At 62.1% G+C, this 20,368-nt stretch carries 24 protein-coding genes; 17 read left to right on the top strand and 7 right to left on the bottom strand.

The features are described from left to right. Positions 1 to 146: 146 nt before the first annotated feature. A complete protein-coding gene (locus ACUXAC_RS14245; protein WP_387442871.1) occupies positions 147 to 1,202 on the bottom strand; it encodes a permease in 1,056 nt (351 codons plus the stop codon). Between the two features lie 227 nt (positions 1,203 to 1,429). Here ACUXAC_RS14245 and phnF point away from each other — a divergent pair, with 227 nt between their 5' ends. From phnF to phnP, 11 genes are read left to right on the top strand one after another with little or no spacing between them, the layout of a single operon-like run. Then, positions 1,430 to 2,158 carry a phosphonate metabolism transcriptional regulator PhnF gene (gene phnF, locus ACUXAC_RS14240; RefSeq protein ID WP_015376439.1) on the top strand — a complete coding sequence of 243 codons (729 nt, stop codon included), beginning with the start codon at positions 1,430 to 1,432 and terminating at the stop codon, positions 2,156 to 2,158. Continuing rightward, complete coding sequence (gene phnG / locus ACUXAC_RS14235; protein WP_019453314.1) at positions 2,159 to 2,602, top strand: phosphonate C-P lyase system protein PhnG; 444 nt, start codon at positions 2,159 to 2,161, stop codon at positions 2,600 to 2,602. Between the two features lie 3 nt (positions 2,603 to 2,605). Beyond that, positions 2,606 to 3,187 carry a phosphonate C-P lyase system protein PhnH gene (gene phnH / locus ACUXAC_RS14230; RefSeq protein ID WP_141971263.1) on the top strand — a complete coding sequence of 194 codons (582 nt, stop codon included), beginning with the start codon at positions 2,606 to 2,608 and terminating at the stop codon, positions 3,185 to 3,187. Then, entirely contained in the window at positions 3,187 to 4,272 is a 1,086-nt protein-coding gene (locus ACUXAC_RS14225; protein WP_141971265.1) for a carbon-phosphorus lyase complex subunit PhnI, read from the top strand. The genes phnH and ACUXAC_RS14225 overlap by 1 nt, the downstream gene beginning before the upstream one ends. Further along, the gene (locus ACUXAC_RS14220; RefSeq protein WP_016929301.1) at positions 4,265 to 5,125 is read left to right on the top strand and encodes an alpha-D-ribose 1-methylphosphonate 5-phosphate C-P-lyase PhnJ; all 861 of its coding nucleotides are present in this window, start codon (positions 4,265 to 4,267) and stop codon (positions 5,123 to 5,125) included. The genes ACUXAC_RS14225 and ACUXAC_RS14220 overlap by 8 nt, the downstream gene beginning before the upstream one ends. Continuing rightward, complete coding sequence (gene phnK / locus ACUXAC_RS14215; RefSeq protein WP_060434012.1) at positions 5,125 to 5,913, top strand: phosphonate C-P lyase system protein PhnK; 789 nt, start codon at positions 5,125 to 5,127, stop codon at positions 5,911 to 5,913. Before ACUXAC_RS14220 ends, phnK begins: the two co-directional genes overlap by 1 nt. A 16-nt stretch (positions 5,914 to 5,929) precedes the next feature. After that, positions 5,930 to 6,634: a phosphonate C-P lyase system protein PhnL gene (phnL, locus tag ACUXAC_RS14210; RefSeq protein ID WP_387442863.1), complete on the top strand. Its 705-nt coding sequence runs from the start codon at positions 5,930 to 5,932 to the stop codon at positions 6,632 to 6,634. Then, positions 6,634 to 7,770 (top strand): alpha-D-ribose 1-methylphosphonate 5-triphosphate diphosphatase, encoded by a 1,137-nt coding sequence (gene phnM / locus ACUXAC_RS14205; protein WP_015376433.1) that lies wholly within the window; start codon positions 6,634 to 6,636, stop codon positions 7,768 to 7,770. The genes phnL and phnM overlap by 1 nt, the downstream gene beginning before the upstream one ends. Then, positions 7,770 to 8,339: a ribose 1,5-bisphosphokinase gene (gene phnN, locus ACUXAC_RS14200; protein ID WP_261126908.1), complete on the top strand. Its 570-nt coding sequence runs from the start codon at positions 7,770 to 7,772 to the stop codon at positions 8,337 to 8,339. The genes phnM and phnN overlap by 1 nt, the downstream gene beginning before the upstream one ends. Beyond that, positions 8,336 to 8,938 (top strand): DapH/DapD/GlmU-related protein, encoded by a 603-nt coding sequence (locus ACUXAC_RS14195; protein ID WP_015376431.1) that lies wholly within the window; start codon positions 8,336 to 8,338, stop codon positions 8,936 to 8,938. The genes phnN and ACUXAC_RS14195 overlap by 4 nt, the downstream gene beginning before the upstream one ends. Before the next feature lie 12 nt (positions 8,939 to 8,950). After that, complete coding sequence (phnP, locus tag ACUXAC_RS14190; RefSeq protein WP_197795625.1) at positions 8,951 to 9,733, top strand: phosphonate metabolism protein PhnP; 783 nt, start codon at positions 8,951 to 8,953, stop codon at positions 9,731 to 9,733. On the opposite strand, the gene ACUXAC_RS14185 is transcribed toward phnP, so the two are convergent. Both ACUXAC_RS14185 and ACUXAC_RS14180 read right to left on the bottom strand, forming a co-directional pair. Next, positions 9,690 to 10,322, bottom strand: a complete 633-nt coding sequence (locus ACUXAC_RS14185; RefSeq protein ID WP_049198715.1) for an NAD(P)H-binding protein — start codon at positions 10,320 to 10,322, stop codon at positions 9,690 to 9,692. The genes phnP and ACUXAC_RS14185 overlap by 44 nt on opposite strands. A 30-nt stretch (positions 10,323 to 10,352) precedes the next feature. Beyond that, entirely contained in the window at positions 10,353 to 10,793 is a 441-nt protein-coding gene (locus ACUXAC_RS14180; RefSeq protein WP_015376428.1) for a YhbP family protein, read from the bottom strand. A gap of 433 nt (positions 10,794 to 11,226) precedes the next feature. Between ACUXAC_RS14180 and speFL the strand changes: the two genes are divergently transcribed. The 4 genes from speFL (at position 11,227) to ACUXAC_RS14160 (ending at position 15,539) form a co-directional block, all read left to right on the top strand. After that, positions 11,227 to 11,331 (top strand): leader peptide SpeFL, encoded by a 105-nt coding sequence (speFL, locus tag ACUXAC_RS14175; protein ID WP_004933443.1) that lies wholly within the window; start codon positions 11,227 to 11,229, stop codon positions 11,329 to 11,331. Positions 11,332 to 11,605: 274 nt separating this feature from the next. Further along, positions 11,606 to 13,768, top strand: coding sequence for an ornithine decarboxylase SpeF (speF, locus tag ACUXAC_RS14170; RefSeq protein WP_016929309.1), 2,163 nt, complete (start codon positions 11,606 to 11,608; stop codon positions 13,766 to 13,768). A 62-nt stretch (positions 13,769 to 13,830) separates the two neighbouring features. After that, a complete protein-coding gene (gene potE / locus ACUXAC_RS14165) occupies positions 13,831 to 15,147 on the top strand; it encodes a putrescine-ornithine antiporter (protein WP_060419691.1) in 1,317 nt (438 codons plus the stop codon). 86 nt (positions 15,148 to 15,233) lie between these two features. Continuing rightward, positions 15,234 to 15,539 (top strand): GIY-YIG nuclease family protein, encoded by a 306-nt coding sequence (locus ACUXAC_RS14160; RefSeq protein WP_147419254.1) that lies wholly within the window; start codon positions 15,234 to 15,236, stop codon positions 15,537 to 15,539. On the opposite strand, the gene ACUXAC_RS14155 is transcribed toward ACUXAC_RS14160, so the two are convergent. Beyond that, complete coding sequence (locus tag ACUXAC_RS14155) at positions 15,526 to 16,029, bottom strand: GNAT family N-acetyltransferase (protein WP_048321240.1); 504 nt, start codon at positions 16,027 to 16,029, stop codon at positions 15,526 to 15,528. The genes ACUXAC_RS14160 and ACUXAC_RS14155 overlap by 14 nt on opposite strands. Next, on the bottom strand, positions 16,023 to 16,544 hold the full coding sequence (ubiT, locus tag ACUXAC_RS14150; RefSeq protein ID WP_039567957.1) for a ubiquinone anaerobic biosynthesis accessory factor UbiT: 522 nt from the start codon (positions 16,542 to 16,544) through the stop codon (positions 16,023 to 16,025). The genes ACUXAC_RS14155 and ubiT overlap by 7 nt, the downstream gene beginning before the upstream one ends. Before the next feature lie 258 nt (positions 16,545 to 16,802). Here ubiT and ubiU point away from each other — a divergent pair, with 258 nt between their 5' ends. Both ubiU and ACUXAC_RS14140 read left to right on the top strand, forming a co-directional pair. Next, on the top strand, positions 16,803 to 17,798 hold the full coding sequence (gene ubiU / locus ACUXAC_RS14145) for a ubiquinone anaerobic biosynthesis protein UbiU (RefSeq protein WP_015376422.1): 996 nt from the start codon (positions 16,803 to 16,805) through the stop codon (positions 17,796 to 17,798). 11 nt (positions 17,799 to 17,809) lie between these two features. After that, positions 17,810 to 18,688: a U32 family peptidase gene (locus ACUXAC_RS14140; protein ID WP_342121454.1), complete on the top strand. Its 879-nt coding sequence runs from the start codon at positions 17,810 to 17,812 to the stop codon at positions 18,686 to 18,688. Between the two features lie 127 nt (positions 18,689 to 18,815). Here ACUXAC_RS14140 and ACUXAC_RS14135 read toward each other — a convergent pair whose 3' ends face one another. Together ACUXAC_RS14135 and ACUXAC_RS14130 are read right to left on the bottom strand one after the other, a co-directional pair. Next, positions 18,816 to 19,358: a chorismate mutase gene (locus ACUXAC_RS14135; RefSeq protein WP_060440878.1), complete on the bottom strand. Its 543-nt coding sequence runs from the start codon at positions 19,356 to 19,358 to the stop codon at positions 18,816 to 18,818. Between the two features lie 13 nt (positions 19,359 to 19,371). After that, positions 19,372 to 20,160 carry an alpha/beta hydrolase gene (locus tag ACUXAC_RS14130; protein WP_387442845.1) on the bottom strand — a complete coding sequence of 263 codons (789 nt, stop codon included), beginning with the start codon at positions 20,158 to 20,160 and terminating at the stop codon, positions 19,372 to 19,374. Positions 20,161 to 20,368: the final 208 nt, after the last annotated feature.

Raw genomic sequence — 20,368 nt, 5'->3', positions numbered from 1 at the left:
AATAGTACATTCGATATCATGTCATGATATCCGACAGGAGAAGCATTAACTCACTGACTCCATTGATCTGCTTTACCGGTTGTTAAACGTGGCCATTGCCGTCTCCTCCTTGAGACAGCACCGAACCACTCAGCAGCAGCGGTAAGTTACACCAACCCCATCCCCACCACGCCGGTCACCGCGCCGCACAGCACCACCAGCGCCGCCGTCAGGCACAGCGCCCGGGCGGAGAAGGCTTTGTTGAGCATCAGCAGCGAAGGCAGGCTGACCGCCGGCAGGGTCATCAGCAGCGCCAGCGCCGGGCCTGTGCCCATGCCTGCCAGCATCATGGTCTGTACGATCGGGATTTCCGCCGCGGTGGGGATAACGAACAGGCAGCCGACGATCGCCAGCGCGATTATCCACAGCAGGCTATTGTCGACGGCGCCGTCGGCGTGCGGGAACAGCCAGACCCGCGCCGCCCCCAGCGCCAGCACCGCCAGCACGTAGATCGGAATGGTTGACCAAAACAGCGCCCACAGCGCTTTACCCCAGCGGGCGAGGAACGGCCGCTCGTCGCTCTGCGCCGTCATCACCGGCGGCTGCGGCGCGGCGGGCTGCGGATCGTTGGCGGTCACGCGCTGCACCAGCCAGGCGATACCCAGCACCATCACCACGCCCGCCACCAGGCGGATGGCGGCGAACGGCCAACCGAGCACAAACCCCATGAACACCAGCGTCGCCGGGTTCAATACCGGGTTGGCGAGCCAAAAGGCCAGCGCGGCGCCGCTGGACACCGACTGGCGGCGCATGCCGGCGGCAACCGGCGCGGCGCAGCAGGTGCACATCATGCCCGGCAGCGCGATCAGCGCCCCCAGCACGGTGCCGGAAAAACGTCGGTGGCCGAGCGTGCGCGCCAGCCAGTCGCGCGGGATCAGCACCTGCACCAGCGAACCTAACAGCACCCCGAGCAGCGCCGCCTTCCATACCGCGGTGAAGTAGACCAGCGCATACTGCCAGGCTGCCAGCCAGGGGCTCGCGGCGCCGTCGGCCAAGATCGATTTGCCGATCGAGTGGCTGTCCGCCGCCACGAACGCCTTGCCGTAGTAAGGCTGCCATTTGACGTAGTAGAGGCCGACGGCCACCACCAGCAGAAACAGGATCGGTTTCCACAGCGGCCAGGCGCGTGGGGCGGGTTCAGGGGCGTTCAGAGGTTGCGGCATAGTAGCGGCCAGAGTCAGTCAACAGAGGCGCCAGCATAGCGCGCCGTCGCCGCCCGTGCACGCCCGGGCTGTCCTAAATAGTTCATCTGTTCGCCACCGACGCGTAACGCGATTGTCATCTGCGCCCGGCACCATGATGCCAACTTGAAAACCACAGGGTAGACGCACGATGAAACGCACCGCTTCCGCCTTCATCGCACAGCCATCGGTATGACGAGGTTTTTATTATGATGGAGTTATCTAGACATCCGACCACTTACCCCACGCGCTATCAGCAGATCGCCGCACAGCTGGAACAGGAGCTGCGCACGCAATACCGCTGCGGCGACTACCTGCCTTCGGAACAGCAGCTGGCCGAGCGTTATCAGGTCAATCGCCACACCCTGCGCCGCGCGGTGGATCAGCTGGTGGAGCGCGGCTGGCTGCAGCGCCGCCACGGCGTCGGCATTCTGGTGCTGATGCGGCCTTACGACTACCCGCTGCACGCCAATACCCGCTTCAGCCAGAACCTGTTCGAGCAGGGCAGCCATCCCACCAGTGAGCGCTTACTCGCTGTCTTGCGCCCGTGCAATGGGCATGTTGCCAGCGCACTCTCGCGTGAAGAAGGCGAAATGGTGATCCACCTGCGCACCCTGCGCCGGGTCAACGGCGTGCCGATGAGCGTCATCGACCACTATCTGCCCGATCTGGACTGGTGGCCGGCGCTGCAGCAGTTCCACAGCGGTTCGCTGCACCAGTTTATCGAACAGCACCTGCAGCAGCCGCTGACCCGCCGCCAGACGCGCATCAGCGCGCGCCGCGCGCAGGCCAAAGAGAGCCGGCTGCTGGAGATCGCCACCCACGCGCCGCTGCTGTGCGTGCGCACCCTTAACGTCCGCAGCGGCGGCGAAGACGTGGCGGAATACTCCGTCAGCCTGGCCCGCGCCGACATGATTGAACTGACGATGGAGCACTGAATGCAAGCCTTAGAGTCGAGACAACGCTGGATGTCGGTGCTGGCGCACAGCCGGCCCGAGCAGCTGCGCAGCCACTGGCAGGCGCTGAACCTCAGCCCGGGTTACCGCAGCATCCGCGCGCCGGAGATCGGTCTGGCCCAGCTGCAGGGGCGCATGGGCGCCACCGGCCGCCGCTTCGTATTGGGGGACATGACGGTCACCCGCGCGGTGGTGCAGCTGGACAACGGCGGCTACGGCTACAGCTATATCGCCGGGCGCGACAAGGCGCACGCCGAGCTGTGCGCGCTGGCCGATGCGCTGCTGCAACAGCCGGAGCACGGCGAACGCCTGCAACAACAGCTGATCGCGCCGCTGGCCGCGCTGCAGCACGAACAGCGCCAGCTGCGCGCCCGGGCGATCGCCGCCAGCCGGGTGGACTTCTTTACGCTGGTGCGAGGGGATTAAGCCATGAGTTTATTGACCGGTTTTGAACAACCGATAGACCAATCGCAGCACGCTTTTCGTTTGATTCTTAAAGCCTTGAGCGAACCGGGCCACCGGGTGACGCTGCCGGCCGGCCCGGCCTGGGCGCCGCTGAACGCCGCCAGCACCGCCGCGCTGCTGACGTTGGCCGATCAGGAAACGCCGCTGCAGCTGTGCGCGGCGCTTAAAAGTGAGCAAGTGCTAACAAACATTCGTTTTCACAGCGGCGCGCCGCTGGCCACCGCGGCGCAGGAGGTCTGTTTTGCCCTGTTCGATGAGCAGCTGCAGGCCGCCGATCTGCAGGCCTTACCGCAAGGCACGGAAATCTCGCCGGAATGCGGCGCCACGGTGGTGGTGCAGCTTGCTGAGCTGGAGAACGGCGCCGCGCTGCGCCTGACCGGCCCCGGCATCGAGAGCCAACGCCTGATTGCGCCGCGCCTGCCGCCGGCGCTGCTCGATTACTTGGTCAACCGTCCGCAGCGCTTCCCGCTGGGGCTGGATATTTTGCTGACCTGCGGCGATCGCCTGCTGGCGATCCCGCGGACCACCCGCGTGGAGGTGTGCTGATGTACGTAGCGGTAAAAGGGGGCGAAAAAGCCATTGAGGCCGCCCATCAGCTGCAGGAACAGCTGCGGCGCGGCGACGACGCGCTGCCGGCGATCGGCGCGGAACACATCGAACAGCAGCTGGGGCTGGCGGTGGATCGGGTGATGACCGAAGGCGGCATCTACGATCGCGAGCTGGCGGCGCTGGCCATCAAACAGGCCAGCGGCGATTTGGTGGAGGCGATCTTCCTGCTGCGCGCCTACCGCACCACCCTGCCGCGCCTGGCGGTCAGCGAGCCGCTGGCCAGCGAAAACATGCGGCTGGAGCGGCGCATCTCGGCGGTTTACAAGGACTTGCCCGGCGGGCAGGTGCTGGGGCCAACCTACGACTACACCCACCGGCTGCTGGACTTCGCGCTGCTGGCGGAGGGCGAAGCGCCACGTGCGCCGCAGGCCGACGAACCGCTGCCGGACAACTGCAGCCACGTGTTCGATCTATTGTGTCGCCAGCAGCTGGCGCGGGAGGAACAGGACGACGGCAGCGCGCCGGACGACATTACCCGCAACCCGCCGGTTTACCCCTGCTCGCGCTCGGCGCGCCTGCAGCAGCTGGTGCGCGGCGATGAAGGTTTTCTGCTGGCGCTCGGCTACGCCACCCAGCGCGGCTACGGCCGCAACCACCCGTTCGCCGGCGAGATCCGCACCGGCCACGTTTCGGTGGAGATCGTGCCTGAAGAGCTCGGCTTCGCCATCGATATCGGCGAAATCCTGCTGACCGAGTGCGAAATGGTCAACGGCTTCGTCGATCCAAAGGACCACCCGCCGCACTTCACCCGCGGTTACGGGCTGGTGTTCGGCCGCGCCGAACGCAAGGCGATGGCGATGGCGCTGGTGGACCGCGCATTGCAGAGCCCCGACTACGGCGAAGGCGTCGCCGGCCCGGCGCAGGACGAAGAGTTCGTGCTGGCCCACGCCGACAACGTCGAGGCCGCCGGCTTCGTCTCCCATCTCAAGCTGCCGCACTACGTCGACTTCCAGGCCGAACTGGAGCTGCTCAAGCGGCTGCGACAGGAATACAGCGAGCGTCAGGAGGCCCGCGATGAGTGAAGTATTGACCGGCTATAACCTCGGCTATCTGGACGAGCAGACCAAGCGCATGATCCGCCGCGCTATCCTGAAGGCGGTGGCGATCCCCGGCTATCAGGTGCCGTTCGGCGGCCGCGAGATGCCGATGCCCTACGGCTGGGGCACCGGCGGCATTCAGCTCACCGCCAGCGTTATCGGCCGCGCCGACGTGCTGAAGGTGATCGACCAGGGCGCCGACGACACCACCAACGCGGTGTCGATCCGCCGCTTCTTCCAGCGCGTCGCCGGGGTGGCCACCACCGAACGCACGCCGGAGGCTACGCTGATCCAAACCCGTCACCGCATTCCGGAAACGGCGCTGCGCGAAGACCAGATCCTGATCTATCAGGTGCCGATCCCGGAGCCGCTGCGCTTTATCGAACCGCGCGAAACCGAGACCCGCAAGATGCACGCGCTGGAGGAGTACGGCGTGATGCAGGTGAAGCTGTATGAAGACATCGCGCGCTACGGCCATATCGCCACCACCTACGCCTATCCGGTGAAGGTCAACGATCGCTACGTGATGGATCCGTCGCCGATCCCAAAATTCGACAACCCGAAAATGCACATGATGCCGGCGCTGCAGCTGTTCGGCGCCGGACGCGAGAAACGCATCTACGCCCTGCCGCCGTTCACCAAGGTGGAGAGCCTGGACTTCGACGACCATCCGTTCAGCGTGCAGCAGTGGGACGAACCCTGCGCGCTGTGCGGCTCGCGCCACAGCTACCTGGACGAGGTGGTGCTCGACGATCGGGGCAACCGCATGTTCGTCTGTTCGGACACCGACTACTGCCGGCAGCAGCTGGCGCAATCTTCGCAAGAGGCGCAGCACTGATGACTTCCACCCCTTTGAGCACCACCCCGCTGCTGTCGGTGAACCGGCTCACCCACCTGTACGCCCCCGGCAAGGGCTTCAGCGACGTGTCGTTCGACATCTACCCCGGTGAAGTGCTGGGCATCGTCGGCGAATCCGGCTCCGGCAAAACCACGCTGCTGAAATCGATCTCGGCGCGGCTGGCGCCGCAGCACGGGCAGATCCTTTACCGCCCACAGGCGGGCCAGGAACAGGATCTGTATGCCATGGCGGAGAGCGATCGCCGCCGCCTGCTGCGCACCGACTGGGGCGTGGTGCACCAGCACCCGCTCGACGGGCTGCGGCCGCAGGTCTCCGCCGGCGGCAACATCGGCGAGCGGCTGATGGCCATCGGCCAGCGCCACTATGGCGACATTCGCCGCCAGGCCGGCCAGTGGCTGGAAGACGTCGAAATCCCGCTGTCGCGCCTCGACGATCTGCCGACCACCTTCTCCGGCGGCATGCAGCAGCGGCTGCAGATCGCCCGCAACCTGGTCACCCACCCCAAGCTGGTGTTTATGGATGAGCCGACCGGCGGGCTGGACGTGTCGGTGCAGGCGCGCCTGCTCGATCTGCTGCGCAACCTGGTGGTGGAGATGCAGCTGGCGGCGGTGATCGTCACCCACGATCTCGGCGTGGCGCGGCTGCTGGCCCACCGTCTGCTGGTGATGAAACAGGGCGAAGTGGTGGAGAGCGGCCTGACCGACCGGGTGCTGGACGATCCGCACCATCCTTACACCCAGCTGCTGGTTTCTTCGGTGCTGTCGTAACCCAAGGCGATAACAGATGACTGTGCAAATCCGAGTTGAACATCTCAGTAAAACCTTTGTGCTGCACCAGCAGTACGGCACCCGCCTGCCGGTGCTGCACGACGCCAACCTGACGGTCCACGGCGGCGAATGCGTGGTGCTGCACGGCCACTCCGGCAGCGGCAAATCCACCCTGCTGCGCTCGCTGTACGCCAACTACCTGCCGGACAGCGGCCATATCTGGATCAACCACCAGGGCGACTGGCTGGACATGGTCAGCGCCGATGCGCGCCAGATTCTGGCGGTGCGCCGCCATACGCTGGGCTGGGTCAGCCAGTTCCTGCGGGTGATCCCACGCATCAGCGCGCTGGAGGTGGTGATGCAGCCGCTGCTGGAACAGGGCGTCGAGCGCGCCGAGTGCCGTGAACGCGCCGAGGCGCTGCTCACTGCGCTCAACGTGCCGCAGCGCCTGTGGCCGCTGGCGCCGTCCACCTTCTCCGGCGGCGAACAGCAGCGGGTGAACATCGCGCGCGGCTTTATCGTCGATTACCCCATTCTGTTGCTGGACGAACCGACCGCCTCGCTCGACAGCCGCAACAGCGCGGCGGTGGTGCAGCTTATCGAACGCGCCAAGGCGCGCGGCGCGGCGATCGTCGGCATTTTCCACGATGAAGGCGTCCGCCAACAGGTCGCCGACCGGCTTTATGACATGCAGGCGCCGCAGGCGCTGGAGGCCCTCTGATGATCGTCAATAACGTTAAGCTGGTGCTGGATGACCAGGTGGTGCAAGGCTCGCTGGAGATGCAGGACGGCGTGATCCGCAGCTTCGCCGACGGCCCGAGCCGGCTGCCGCAGGCGCTGGACGGCGACGGCGGCTGGCTGCTGCCGGGGCTGATCGAGCTGCATACCGACAACCTGGACAAGTTCTTCACCCCGCGCCCGAACGTCGACTGGCCGGCCCATTCGGCGATGAGCAGCCACGATGCGCTGATGGTGGCTAACGGCATCACCACGGTGCTGGACGCGGTGGCGATCGGCGACGTGCGCGACGGCGGCCACCGGCTGGAAAACCTGCAGAAGATGATCGACGCGGTGATCCACAGCCAGCGCGCCGGGGTGAACCGCGCCGAGCACCGGCTGCACCTGCGCTGCGAGCTGCCGCACGAGAGCACCCTGCCGCTGTTCGAACAGCTGATGGACAAGCCGGGCGTGTCGCTGGTGTCGCTGATGGACCATTCACCGGGCCAGCGCCAGTTCGCCTCGCGCGAAAAATACCGCGAATACTATCAGGGCAAATACCACCTCAACGACCAGCAGATGAGCGAGTACGAGGAGCAGCAGGTCGCTCTGTCCGCCCGCTGGGCCGCGCCGAACCGCGAGGCGATCGCCGCCCACTGTCGCGCGCGCCGCATCTCGCTGGCCAGCCATGACGACGCCACCGCCGCGCACGTGGCCGAATCCTGCGCGCTGGGCAGTGCCATCGCCGAGTTCCCCACCACCGAGGCGGCCGCCCGCGCCTCGCACCAGCAGGGCCTGCAGGTGCTGATGGGCGCGCCGAACATCGTGCGCGGCGGTTCCCACTCCGGCAACGTGGCGGCGCACCATCTGGCGGCGCTGGGGGTGCTGGATATTCTCTCTTCCGATTATTACCCGGCCAGCCTGCTGGATGCGGCGTTTCGCCTCGCGGCGGACGAACGCAACGCCTACGATCTGCCCCAGGCGGTGCGCATGATCACCCGCAACCCGGCGCGGGCGCTGGATCTGCAGGATCGCGGCACCCTCGCCGAAGGGCTGCGGGCGGATCTGGTGCTGGCGCGGCCGCACGGCGAGCACGTTTATGTGCAGAACGTGTGGCGCCAGGGCAGGCAGGTGTTCTGATGGCGCGGCTCATCTACCTGATGGGGCCTTCCGGCGCAGGCAAGGACAGCCTGCTGGCCGCACTGCGGGCCGACGCCGACCGCGCGCCGCTGGTGGCGCACCGTTACATCACCCGGCCGGCGGACGCCGGCTGCGAGAATCACATCGCGCTGAGCGAACCGGAATTTCTGCGCCGCCGCGCCAAGGGGCTGTTCGCGCTCGACTGGCAGGCGCATCAGCAGCACTACGCGTTCGGGATCGAGGTGGATCTTTGGCTGCTGCAGGGGATCGACGTGGCGGTCAACGGTTCGCGCGCCCACCTGCCGCAGGCGCAGCAGCGCTATGGTGCGCAGCTGCTGCCGGTGTGCCTGCAGGTCAGCGCCGCGATCCTGCGCCGACGCCTGCAGGATCGCGGGCGAGAAAGCGCCGAACAGATCGAGCAGCGGCTGGCGCGAGCGGCGGAATATCAGCAGAGTCTGCCCGCCGGCTGCCGGGTGCTGCACAACGATGGCCCACTCGACGACACCCTGGCGGCGCTGCTGGCGCTTCTGCCCACCCCTACCCGACAAGCTCAGGACGCGACGCCATGAACGACTTTGCCCAGCCGAAAATCGGCGACAACGTGACCCTTAACCGCACCCGGCTCGGCCAGTATGTGCATCTGGCCGACGATGCGATCCTGGAAGAGGTGGAGATGGGGGACTACTCCTACACCGCCGGGCACAACCAGATCTTTTACGCCACCATCGGCAAGTTCGTCTCCATCGCCTCCTATGCGCGCATCAATCCCGGCAACCACCCAACCTACCAGCGCATCGCGCAGCACCACTTTACCTACCGCGCCTCCGAATACGGGCTGGGGGAAGACGACGCGGCGTTCTTCGACTGGCGGCGCGAGCACCACGTCACCGTCGGCCACGACGTGTGGATCGGCCATAACGCCATCCTGATGCCGGGCGTCAGCGTCGGTAACGGCGCGGTGATCGGCAGCGCGGCGGTGGTCACCAAGGACGTGGAGCCTTACAGCATCGTCGCCGGCGTGGCGGCCAAGAAGATCGGCATGCGCTTTGACGACGCGCTGATAGAACGCATCGAACGCAGCCAGTGGTGGCACTGGGATCATGCCACGCTGCAGGCGCGGCTGGCGGATTTTCGCGACATCAACCGCTTTGCCCAGAAGTACCTTTAACGGAGGGGAGCGATGCAACTGACCTTTCTCGGCACCGGCGGCGCGCAGCAGGTGCCGGTGTTCGGCTGCGACTGCCCTATCTGCCAACGGGCGCGGCGCGAGCCGGCATTTCGGCGGCGAGCGTGCAGCGCCATGCTTAACTATCAGGGGGAAACGACCTTATTGGATGCGGGATTGCCGGCTTTGGAGCGGCGATTTTCGGCGGGGCAAATTCAACGTTTTTTACTGACACATTACCACATGGATCACGTCCAGGGGTTATTTCCTTTGCGTTGGGGGTGCGGAAATTCCATTCCGGTGTATGGCCCGCCGGATGAACAGGGCTGCGACGACCTGTTCAAACACCCCGGCATTCTGGCGTTTCAGCCGCCGCTGGCGCCCTTTGCCACCGTCGAGCTGGGCGGCATGCGCATCACCCCGCTGCCGCTGCAACACTCCAAACTGACCCACGGCTATCTGATCCAGGCGGCGGGCGCTTCGCTGGCCTACCTGACTGACACCGTCGGCCTGCCGCCGACCACCGCCGACTATCTGCAAAACGTGGCGCTGGATCTGCTGGTGCTCGATTGCAGCCTGCCGCCTCAGCCGCAGGCGCCGCGCAACCACAATGACCTGACCCGCGCGCAGGAGACGCAGCGGTTGCTGCAGCCCAAACGCACGCTGCTGACGCACATCAGCCATCATCTCGATCTGTGGCTGCTGGACAACGAACTGCCCGCCGGGCTGGAGCTGGCGTTCGATCACCTCAGCGTCAGCCTCGGTAGCAGTGCAGCCGATCCGACTCCAGCACCCTGACCCCTTCGCCCGGCGTGAACGCCTGCTGCAGCAGCGTTTGCGCCACGTCTTTGGCGGAGACGGCGCGCCATTTGCCGGGCAGCAGCCTGAACAGCGGCAGCGTGAGGCGCTCCATCAGGCGCGGCGCGGGGCGATCCCCCACCAGCATGGAAGGCCGCACCAGCGTCAGGCGCGGCCAGTGCTGTTCGCGCAGCGCCTGCTCCATCTCGCCTTTGGTGCGGTTATACAGGAAGGTGGAATCCGCGTTGGCGCCCAGCGCGCTCACCACCAGACAGTGCTGCGCCCCCAAGCGGCGGCCGGTCAGCGCGCTCTCCACCACCAGTTGATAATCGACGTAGCGGAAGGCATCGGCGCTGCCCGCCGCCCGGCGGGTGGTGCCCAGACAGCAGAACACCAGATCGACCGGCTGCTGCAGGCTACTCAGCAGCTCGAACAACGCATCGCCGACCGGGTTGGTCAGCTTGCCGTGCGGCGGCAGCGGCGTGCGCGTCGGCGCCACGATGGCCGTTATCTGCGGATCGCTTTGCAACCGCTGCAGCAACTCGCGCCCCACCAACCCGGTTGCGCCGACTAACAGTGCTCGCGCCATGCAATCTCCCGTTGTAATCAATACGTCGACTTAAAGTATAGACCGCGCCCAGTGCAGCTTCTTGCCGAAGCCGAGGGTGTTGTCAGTCATCTTCACCTCGTGCAGATCCAACCGCCAAACCGAGGCCTTCATCGCCCTGGCGATCGGGAAGCGCTTGCAGTAACGCGCGCGCGCCGCCTCGGCTTCTTCGCCGCTCAGCAGCACCGCCTCGGCGCGATACTGCACGCCGCGGATCAGCGCGATGCTTTTCGGCTTCGGCGCGATGGTGCCAACCACCCGGCCGTTGTTCAGCATCAGCCCGCCGTGGCGGGTGTGCGGTTCGGTCATCAGCCACAGCGCCATCGTCGCGGCGTCGAACACGTAAAAACAGTTGGCGCACCACATGTCGAGGCCGTCGCCGGCGCACAGCGTCAAGACGTGTTGTTTGCCAATGAAATCCGCAATCTGCTGCCGTTGTTCTGGGGTATTCAAGGTTGCTCGCCTCCCTGTTCACTCCCTTCATCTTACCCTGCGTTGTTGAGGCGAGTCACAAATAACGATAATCATCAAAATCCCAAAGTGAATATAAAAACACAATAAATGCATTTTTATTAATTTAAGCCCGAAGCGGATTTATAACATAAAAAATACAAGACGGATTTATTTGATCGTTATGCAACCGGTTAATCGCGCGATTTTATTTTTCCTATCCTGACGACACGCAAATTTAGCGCGCCCGCCCGGCACCGATTAGCAATTCGTTTACATGCCCGTTGGCCCGCCTGAACGCTGTTTATGCAGCGTATTGCATAACAGGTGAATAGTTATTTATAAACACCGGCATTTATGTGACTTTAATCACAAATTTTAGCCCGACTTGCGTTAAAATAGCGCCATCTTTTCACTCAGCAAGGTGGATTAGAAAATGGAAAACAATAACCGAAAAATGGCGCATATCAGGCGCACAACCCATATTATGATGATGGCTCATCGCAGCTGCTTTAGCTTCGCATTCTTCAACTACAGATAACCCTCCCCCCTCGCTCTTACGCCGTTGATAAGAGTGCTATTGCGTTTTTATTTATTCTCCGCACGCCGGTGATAATATCTCTTTCTCGCTAACCGGGAAGGACACGCAATTCATTTTTAATTTCGGCCAAGCGCATCCAAGCTAAATAAAACAGCGAACACAGTTAATGCCTTTCGGCATCACTGGGTTCTCGCACACCTTTATTTTCGTGAAGGCGTTAACGGCAAATGGAATTATTTGCCGGCGGACTGCCTTTGCTTGAAGAATGAGAAAAATGAAAAAATTAAAAATTGCCGCCAACACCCAAACCCTCGGCTGCTTTGAAACTGAACGCGACATCGTCGATGTGCATCACAGCGATTTCAATGACGTCGCCGCCATCGTGCTGTCGGTGGAGGACGTCGCGCAAGGCATGGTGGCGCGCATCGAAGAGCACGGCCTGAACATTCCGCTGTTCGTCGCCGTGTGCTGCGAAGAAGAGCTGGATAACGCCGTATTGCCGGCGCTGCACGGCGTGTTTGAGCTGTGCGGCAAGAATACCCAGTTCTACGGCAAACAGCTGGAGGCCGCCGCCGCCAAATATGAGAGCGAGCTGCTGCCACCGTTCTTCAACACGCTGACGCAATACGTAGAAATGGGCAACGCCACCTTCGCCTGCCCCGGCCACCAGGGCGGCGAGTTCTTCCGCAAACACCCGGCGGGCCGCCAGTTCTTCGACTTCTACGGCGAAACGCTTTTTCGCTCCGACATGTGCAACGCCGACGTCAAACTGGGCGATCTGTTGATCCACGAAGGCGCGCCTTGCGCCGCGCAGCAGCACGCCGCCAAGGTGTTCAACGCCGACAAGACCTACTTCGTGCTCAACGGCACCTCGGCCTCGAACAAGGTGGCGACCAACGCCCTGCTGACGCGCGGCGATCTGGTGCTGTTCGACCGCAACAACCATAAATCCAACCACCACGGCGCGTTGATCCAGGCCGGCGCTACGCCGGTTTATCTGGAAACCGCCCGTAACCCGTTCGGCTTTATTGGCGGTATCGACGCGCACTGCTTCGACGAACGCTACCTGCGCCAACAGATCCGCGAAGTGGCGCCGGAACGCGCCAACGAAGCCCGCCCGTTCCGCCTGGCGATCATCCAGCTCGGCACCTACGACGGCACCATCTACAACGCCCGCCAGGTGGTCGACAAGATTGGCCACCTGTGCGATTACATCCTGTTCGACTCCGCCTGGGTAGGCTATGAGCAGTTCATTCCGATGATGAAAGACTGCTCGCCGCTGCTGCTGGAGCTGAACGAAAACGATCCCGGCATCATCGTCACCCAGTCGGTGCACAAACAGCAGGCCGGTTTCTCGCAGACCTCGCAGATCCACAAAAAAGATAAGCACATCAAGGGCCAGAGCCGCTACTGCAACCACAAGCGCTTCAACAACGCCTTTATGCTGCACGCCTCCACCAGCCCGTTCTATCCGCTGTTCGCCGCGCTGGACGTCAATGCCAAGATGCACGAGGGCAAAAGCGGCCAGCGCCTGTGGCAGGAGTGTGTGCGCGTGGGGATCGAAGCGCGCAAAATGCTGCTGGACACCTGCACGATGATCAAACCGTTCGTACCGGATCAGATCGACGGCAAACCGTGGCAGGCCTATGACACCGCGGCGATGGCCAACGATCTGCGCTTCTTCAACTTCGTGCCCGGCGAAAAATGGCACGCCTTTGAGGGCTATGCCGAATCGCAGTACTTCGTCGATCCGTGCAAACTGCTACTCACCACGCCGGGCATCGATACCGCCACCGGCAGCTACAGCGAGTTCGGCATTCCGGCGACCATTCTGGCCAACTACCTGCGCGAAAACGGCATCGTGCCGGAAAAATGCGATCTCAACTCGATCCTGTTCCTGCTGACGCCGGCGGAAGACATCGCCAAGATGCAGCATCTGGTGGCCCTGATCGCCCGCTTCGAGAAGCACATCGAGCAGAACTCCCTGCTCAGCGAGGTGCTGCCTGCGGTCTATAAAAACCACCAGCAGCGCTACAAAAACTACACCATCCGCCAGCTGTGCCAGGAAATGCACGACCTTTACGTCAGCTACGACGTTAAAGAGCTGCAAAAAGAGATGTTCCGCAAAAGTTATTTCCCGCGCGTGGTGATGAATCCGCAGGACGCCAATACCGAGTTCGTACGCGGCAATGTGGAATTGGTCTCGCTGGCTAAAGCCGAGGGCCGCATCGCCGCCGAAGGCGCCCTGCCTTATCCGCCGGGCGTGCTGTGCGTCGTGCCCGGTGAAATTTGGGGCGGCGCCGCGCAGCGTTATTTCCTGGCATTGGAAGAAGGCATCAACTTATTGCCAGGATTCGCGCCGGAATTGCAGGGCGTTTATATCCAACAGGATGAGGACGGCTGGAACCGCGCTTACGGCTACGTCATGAAAAATTAATCACCTTACGGGGCGGCGATTATTTTCGCCGCCCGGATCGCATCCTAAAAGAGAAAATGATCATGAGTAAGTCCAATAATAAAATGGGGGTCGTACAATTAACGATCCTGACCGCCGTGAATATGATGGGTTCCGGCATAATTATGCTGCCGACCAAGCTGGCCGAAGTGGGCACGATTTCGATCGTTTCCTGGCTGGTGACCGCCGTCGGCTCGATGGCACTGGCCTACGCGTTCGCCAAATGCGGCATGTTCAGCCGTAAATCCGGCGGCATGGGCGGCTACGCCGAATACGCCTTCGGCAAATCAGGCAACTTTATGGCGAACTACACCTACGGCGTTTCGCTGCTGATCGCCAACATCGCCATCGCCATTTCCGCCGTCGGCTACGGCACCGAGCTGTTTGGCGCTACGCTCAGCCCGCTCGGGATCTGTATCGCCACCATCGGCGTGCTGTGGCTTGCGACCGTCGCCAACTTCGGCGGTGCGCGCATCACCGGCAAAATCAGCGGTATCACCGTCTGGGGCGTGATCATCCCGGTGGTGGGCATCTCGGTTGTCGGCTGGTACTGGTTCAGCGGCAGCGCCTACGTCGCCGCCTGGAACCCGCATCAGGTGCCGACCTTCGAAGCCATCGGCGCCTCGATCTCAATGACCCTGTGGGCGTTCCTGGGGCTGGAATCCGCCTGTGCCAACACCGACGTGGTGGAAAACCCGGAGCGCAACGTGCCGATCGCCGTACTGGGCGGCACCCTCAGCGCGGCGGTGATCTATATCGTTTCGACCAACGTGATCGCCGGCATCGTGCCGAATATGGATCTGGCCAACTCCACCGCCCCGTTTGGGCTGGCGTTCTCGCACATGTTCAATCCGACGGTCGGCAAGATCATCATGGCGTTGATGGTCATGTCCTGCGTCGGCTCGCTGCTCGGCTGGCAGTTCACCATCGCTCAGGTGTTCAAATCCTCCGCCGACAGCGGCTTCTTCCCGAAAATCTTCTCCAAGCTGAGCAAGGCCGACGCGCCGGTTAAAGGCATGCTGACCATCGTCGTCATCCAGAGCGGCCTGTCGCTGATGACCATCAGCCCGTCGCTGAACAAGCAGTTCAACGTGCTGGTGAACCTGGCGGTGGTGACCAACATCATCCCTTACATCCTGTCGATGGCGGCGCTGGTCATTATTCAGAAAGTGGCGAAGGTGCCGGACAACAAGGCCCGCATCGCCAATATCATCGCCGGCATCGGCGCGCTGTACAGCTTCTATGCGCTCTACAGCTCCGGTGAGGAAGCGATGATGTGGGGCGCCATCGCCACCTTCCTCGGCTGGACGCTGTACGGTATCGTCTCGCCGCGCTTCGAGCTGGCGGGAAAAAAGGGGTAAAGCGGTAAGGCACCGGCGGCCGGGGATGGGATTGTGATGGCGAACATGCCATCATACGCCGACCCTGGCCACCAAAACGGCGTACGATGACCGACACTTCCCCCACTCTCTGGCACCTCTATATGCTGCGTTTACCGAGCGGCATGCTGTATACCGGCATCACCACCGACGTGGCGCGCCGCCTGGCGCAGCATCAGGCCGGCAAAGGCGCCAAGGCGCTGCGCGGTAAAGGGGAACTGACATTGGCGTTTCACTGCCAGGTGGGGGATCGCTCAACGGCGCTGAAGCTGGAATACCGCGTCAAACAGCTGAGCAAAATACAAAAAGAGCGGCTGGTGAATCACCCGCCGCTGTCGTTGGAGTATCTATTGCCGGTCGTTAAAAGCGATTAAACGGCGCCGAAAAAGCCACTTCGCCGCTGACGCCATTCAGGGCGTCTTCCGCCAGCGGATACACCTGGAATGCGCTTTCCGTGTCCGGCCAGCGGCAGTGCAGGCCATAGGCGGCGGCCGGTTTAAAGCCGAAGCGGCCGTAGTAGGCCGGATCGCCCAGCACCACCACCGCGGCGTAGCTGAATTCGTTCAGCGAATCCAAGCCTTCGTACACCAGCTTTTCAGCCAGCCCCTGGCGGCGCAGGCTTTCGTCTACCGCCAGCGGCGCCAGCGCCACCCATTGGCGGTCTTCGCCGGCCACGTCCACCGGGCTGAACGCGGCGTAACCCACTACCCCGCCTTCGTCGTCAGTGGCGACCACGCCCAGCGTCAGCAGGCCGTCTTCGCGCAGCTGCTGCACCAGATCGGCTTCGTCGTCGCGGCCAAAGGCGCGGCGCAGCAAGGCATCGATGCCCGCCGCGTCTACCGGGATCTCTACGCGGATCAGCATGATACCGCCACACGGGAAGCCGACGCCGTGCCCTCCTGCAACCCTGCTTCGACAAAATCAGCCAACTGCAACAGCCCCATGCGCAGCGGCGCGGGCATGCTTTCCAGCTCGATGGCGTCCATCAAATTTTTCACATACAGGCCCAATTCGGTATCCCCTTCAATCTGCAGCCGACGCTGAAAGAACAGCGTATCCGGATCTTGCTTGCGCGCCGCGATCAGGATCAGATCGTTGGCGTCGCCGCTGAAGCTGACGTCCGCTTCGGCGTGCTGGCTGACCACCAGTTTGTCGTTTTCTACCGTCATAAACCATTGTAGCGCCAGATCGCGAACTTCGATCTTCAACCAGCGCGATTCGAGAAATTCCAGATCGCCATCCGCCAACGCCTGGCGGAACTGCCAGCTCAGCACCTGTTGCAGCAGCTGGCGCTGCAGGGCGAACGGCGTGAATTTCAGCGGGATGCGCAGCAGCGACGGCCCCTGGCGCACAAGGCGTGCTCGTAGTTGTTCCAACACGGTCATCCACTCCTTTCAATACGGACTACCGCTATTTTGCCACACTGGCGCGCGGCTTCAGCGGTCTATATCAACAAATAGTGCATTTCACCGCCATGTTTATCAATACGCCATAAGCTGCCCCAAATCAAAACCTGTGTGCGCCCCTTTGCCTAAAATGGCCTCCCCGATTCGCGTTTGCCGGCGGAACACCGCCGTCGGCAACCTTTAAAGACAGCGTGCGCCCGGCCGGGCGCACGGCTAAGCCAGGATAAATCTATGGAGCTGCTTTGTCCCGCCGGCAACCTGCCGGCCCTGAAGGCCGCGGTGGATAACGGCGCCGACGCCGTTTACATCGGCCTGAAAGACGATACCAACGCGCGCCACTTCGCCGGCCTCAACTTCACCGAGAAAAAGCTGCAGGAAGCGGTCGATTACGTGCATCGCCACGGCCGCAAGCTGCATATCGCCATCAACACCTTCGCCCATCCCGACGGCTACGCCCGCTGGCAGCGCGCGGTGGATATGGCGGCCCAACTGGGCGCCGACGCGCTGATTCTGGCGGATCTGGCGATGCTGGAATACGCCGCCCAGCGCTACCCGCAGCTGGAGCGCCACGTTTCGGTGCAGGCCTCCGCCACCAACGAAGAGGCGATCCGTTTCTACCAGCGCAACTTCGAGGTGGGCCGGGTGGTGCTGCCGCGCGTGCTGTCGATGCATCAGGTGAAACAGCTGGCGCGCACCAGCCCGGTGCCGCTGGAAGTGTTCGCCTTCGGCAGCCTGTGCATCATGGCCGAGGGGCGTTGCTACCTCTCTTCCTACCTGACCGGCGAGTCGCCGAACACCGTCGGCGCCTGTTCGCCGGCGCGTTTCGTGCGCTGGCAGCAAACCCCGCAGGGCATGGAGTCGCGCCTGAACGACGTGCTGATCGACCGCTATCAGGATCATGAAAACGCCGGTTACCCGACGCTGTGCAAGGGCCGCTATCTGGTGGACGACGTGCGCTACCACGCGCTGGAAGAGCCCACCAGCCTCAATACGCTGGAGCTGCTGCCGGAGCTGCTGGCCGCCAACATCGCCTCGGTGAAGATCGAAGGCCGCCAGCGCAGCCCGGCTTACGTCAGCCAGGTGGCGCGCGTCTGGCGCCAGGCGATCGACCGTTGCCAGGCCGATCCGGCCGCCTACCGCGCCGACGCCGCCTGGATGGAGACGCTGGGCGCGATGTCCGAGGGCACCCAGACCACGCTGGGCGCCTATCACCGCAAATGGCAGTAGCCGGAGGAAACATGAAATACGCACTGGGGCCGGTACTCTACTACTGGTCGAAAAACGACATCGCGGCGTTCTATCAACAGGCGGCGGAGAGCAGCGCCGACATCATTTACCTCGGCGAGAGCGTCTGCACCAAGCGGCGCGAGATGAAGGTCGGCGATTGGCTGGCGCTGGCGCGCGAAATCGCCCGCAGCGGCAAGCAGGTGGTGATCTCCACGCTGGCGCTGCTGCAGGCGCCGTCCGAGCTGAATGAGCTGAAACGCTATGTGGAAAACGGCGAGTTCCTGTTTGAAGCCAACGATCTGGGCGCGGTGAACATGGCGGCGGAGCGCGGTCTGCCGTTCGTCGCCGGCCATGCGCTGAACTGCTACAACGCCTATACCCTGCGCCTGCTTCGCCGCCAGGGCATGATGCGCTGGTGCATGCCGGTCGAGCTGTCGCGCGACTGGCTGACCAACCTGCTGACGCAGTGCGACGAGCTGGGCTTCCGCCACGATTTCGAGGTGGAGGTGTTGAGCTACGGCCACCTGCCGCTGGCCTACTCGGCGCGCTGCTTCACCGCCCGCTCGGAAAATCGCGGCAAGGACGAATGCGAAACCTGCTGCATCAAGTATCCGCAGGGCCGTATGATGCGTTCGCAGGAGCAACAGCAGGTGTTCGTGCTCAACGGCATTCAGACCATGAGCGGCTACTGCTATAACCTCGGCAACGAGCTGCCGAGCATGCAGGGGCTGGTGGACATCGTGCGGCTGTCGCCGCAGGGCGCCGAGACGCTGGCGCAAATCGATGCCTTCCGCGCCAACGAACGCGGCGAGCAGCCGCTGGCCTTGACCAATCACGCCGACTGCAACGGCTACTGGCGCCGCGTGGCGGGGTTGGAGTTGGTGGGGTGATGGAGGCCACCGCTATTCTTTTCCTCGCCTGAGCGGCCCTTCGACACGATCATCCGGCTGGCCGCCAGCGAGGAAAATACGCCCGAGATCACTCATCAGGCGTATTCAGTGCCTGCGCCGGCGGCGATTACCTTTTCAACGCAATTTGTTTTAAGGACTGCCACAGGCGCTCTTTATCGCCGACTTCCAGGTGGGTTTGCTCAAGGGACTTCATAAAGGCAAACCTGTCGTTAAAACGCTCGCCTTTCTTTAATTTATTGCTGACGCTGGTCAAAATTTGGGTATTCAAACGGCTGATTTTCGCTCTTACGCTATCCAGCGGTTCCGGCTGCCAGCCGTTTTCCGGTGCCGACAACCAGTCTGCCCGGTAACGATATTGAATCGCCTTGGCGGCATCCATTTGCGCCTGTATAAAGGGAGCCACCGTCTTGCCATCCAATCCCAATGTTTCTGCCTCGCGGACTGAATTGGCCAACACGTTGGCCTCCTGAGGCAAATCCTCAATGGCCAGATGGTTGTTTGCCTTATACCCGGCAACGTCTTTCATGTAAGACAACCGCTGGTTAATCAATGATGTGGTCTCGTCGGTTTGAATAGGCTTTGCTACCACCGTGATAGAGAAAAATAATCCAGCCAAAAGCAGCAACCCTCTCGTCACTTTAAAATCCATTTAACCTCTCCTGTCACAGCCCGGTTGGCAGTGGTTTTTGGCTCGCAACGAAATTCGCTAAGCGTGCATAATCTTTTACGACCGCCGGGTGTTTTCGCCCGGGAAGAAACTCGAAGCTGCAGCGCCCGCCTTCTTTCACTAACTGAGACGCCAGATTCCTGATATTCAACCTTGGGTTATCCTCAATACGCTGGAAGATTTCCCTCTCAAGATCGGTACTGTCTGGCTCCGCCCGCTCTTCGCGGCTGCCTAGTAACAGCGATAACCAATCAATGCTTGCGGCAAGCTTAACGTCGCCTTCGGGCAGCACCGCGCCATTCGCCCACCAGAGGGAAGGGCTGGCGGCAACATAGCGCTGAAAAGCCGTATTATGATTAAACGCCACATATAAAGTGAAATGCCCGCCGAACGAATGCCCCGCCAGCGTTTGCATTTGCTTATTGATCTTAAAACGACATTCGACCCAGGGTTTGACGACATCCTGAATAAACCGATAGAACTGCTCCGCCCCGCCCCCGTCTTTGAAGCGCTCGCTGCCATCGCTTACCGTATAGTCAAATGTGCGAGCCGCCTTAATATCTATCCCTTCCTGATAGCCTATTCCTATATAAAGTACGGGGGAAATATCATCACCGTGATAATCCTCCTTAATCATGGTATCAAACTGTCGGTTGGCATCTAAAAAATACAACGGATTTAGTTCGTTACACCCAACGTGTTTTTTATTCCATGCCAGGAAAAGCTTATATTTTTGCCCATGATATTCAAACAACACCGTTTGAACGCTTACTTTACTCGTCATAAGTCATGATCCTTCATATTTATTACATAACGGCACCTATCTGAAACATCCCGTTTACAGACCAATCTCATGGCTATGAGCGAGTAATCATTTGAATTACGCGATGCTTAATGATTTCCGCATGCTCATATCGTAAATCCCGAGGAGTTCATCACACGCATCAATAATTAAGAGAATCTAATCATTCTGCGCGAGATAGAAATATAAC

It is taken from the genome of Serratia sp. 121840015-1 (assembly GCF_053627655.1).
The sequence above is the reverse complement of the archived record's forward strand: the minus strand, read 5'-3'. Positions and strand labels throughout refer to the sequence as shown.

What these genes read in the sequence shown, in the direction of transcription:
- phnN (WP_261126908.1), top strand. Translation starts at nt 7,770, where the DNA reads ATGGCGCGGCTCATCTACCTGATGGGGCCTTCCGGCGCAGGCAAGGAC.
- speFL (WP_004933443.1), top strand. Translation starts at nt 11,227, where the DNA reads ATGGAAAACAATAACCGAAAAATGGCGCATATCAGGCGCACAACCCAT.
- phnG (WP_019453314.1), top strand. Translation starts at nt 2,159, where the DNA reads ATGCAAGCCTTAGAGTCGAGACAACGCTGGATGTCGGTGCTGGCGCAC.
- ACUXAC_RS14130 (WP_387442845.1), bottom strand. Translation starts at nt 20,160, where the DNA reads ATGACGAGTAAAGTAAGCGTTCAAACGGTGTTGTTTGAATATCATGGG.
- ACUXAC_RS14195 (WP_015376431.1), top strand. Translation starts at nt 8,336, where the DNA reads ATGAACGACTTTGCCCAGCCGAAAATCGGCGACAACGTGACCCTTAAC.
- ACUXAC_RS14140 (WP_342121454.1), top strand. Translation starts at nt 17,810, where the DNA reads ATGAAATACGCACTGGGGCCGGTACTCTACTACTGGTCGAAAAACGAC.
- ACUXAC_RS14220 (WP_016929301.1), top strand. Translation starts at nt 4,265, where the DNA reads ATGAGTGAAGTATTGACCGGCTATAACCTCGGCTATCTGGACGAGCAG.
- phnL (WP_387442863.1), top strand. Translation starts at nt 5,930, where the DNA reads ATGACTGTGCAAATCCGAGTTGAACATCTCAGTAAAACCTTTGTGCTG.
- potE (WP_060419691.1), top strand. Translation starts at nt 13,831, where the DNA reads ATGAGTAAGTCCAATAATAAAATGGGGGTCGTACAATTAACGATCCTG.
- phnM (WP_015376433.1), top strand. Translation starts at nt 6,634, where the DNA reads ATGATCGTCAATAACGTTAAGCTGGTGCTGGATGACCAGGTGGTGCAA.
- phnF (WP_015376439.1), top strand. Translation starts at nt 1,430, where the DNA reads ATGATGGAGTTATCTAGACATCCGACCACTTACCCCACGCGCTATCAG.
- ACUXAC_RS14160 (WP_147419254.1), top strand. Translation starts at nt 15,234, where the DNA reads ATGACCGACACTTCCCCCACTCTCTGGCACCTCTATATGCTGCGTTTA.
- ACUXAC_RS14245 (WP_387442871.1), bottom strand. Translation starts at nt 1,202, where the DNA reads ATGCCGCAACCTCTGAACGCCCCTGAACCCGCCCCACGCGCCTGGCCG.
- ACUXAC_RS14225 (WP_141971265.1), top strand. Translation starts at nt 3,187, where the DNA reads ATGTACGTAGCGGTAAAAGGGGGCGAAAAAGCCATTGAGGCCGCCCAT.
- phnK (WP_060434012.1), top strand. Translation starts at nt 5,125, where the DNA reads ATGACTTCCACCCCTTTGAGCACCACCCCGCTGCTGTCGGTGAACCGG.
- phnP (WP_197795625.1), top strand. Translation starts at nt 8,951, where the DNA reads ATGCAACTGACCTTTCTCGGCACCGGCGGCGCGCAGCAGGTGCCGGTG.
- ACUXAC_RS14185 (WP_049198715.1), bottom strand. Translation starts at nt 10,322, where the DNA reads ATGGCGCGAGCACTGTTAGTCGGCGCAACCGGGTTGGTGGGGCGCGAG.
- speF (WP_016929309.1), top strand. Translation starts at nt 11,606, where the DNA reads ATGAAAAAATTAAAAATTGCCGCCAACACCCAAACCCTCGGCTGCTTT.
- ACUXAC_RS14135 (WP_060440878.1), bottom strand. Translation starts at nt 19,358, where the DNA reads ATGGATTTTAAAGTGACGAGAGGGTTGCTGCTTTTGGCTGGATTATTT.
- ubiU (WP_015376422.1), top strand. Translation starts at nt 16,803, where the DNA reads ATGGAGCTGCTTTGTCCCGCCGGCAACCTGCCGGCCCTGAAGGCCGCG.
- phnH (WP_141971263.1), top strand. Translation starts at nt 2,606, where the DNA reads ATGAGTTTATTGACCGGTTTTGAACAACCGATAGACCAATCGCAGCAC.
- ACUXAC_RS14155 (WP_048321240.1), bottom strand. Translation starts at nt 16,029, where the DNA reads ATGCTGATCCGCGTAGAGATCCCGGTAGACGCGGCGGGCATCGATGCC.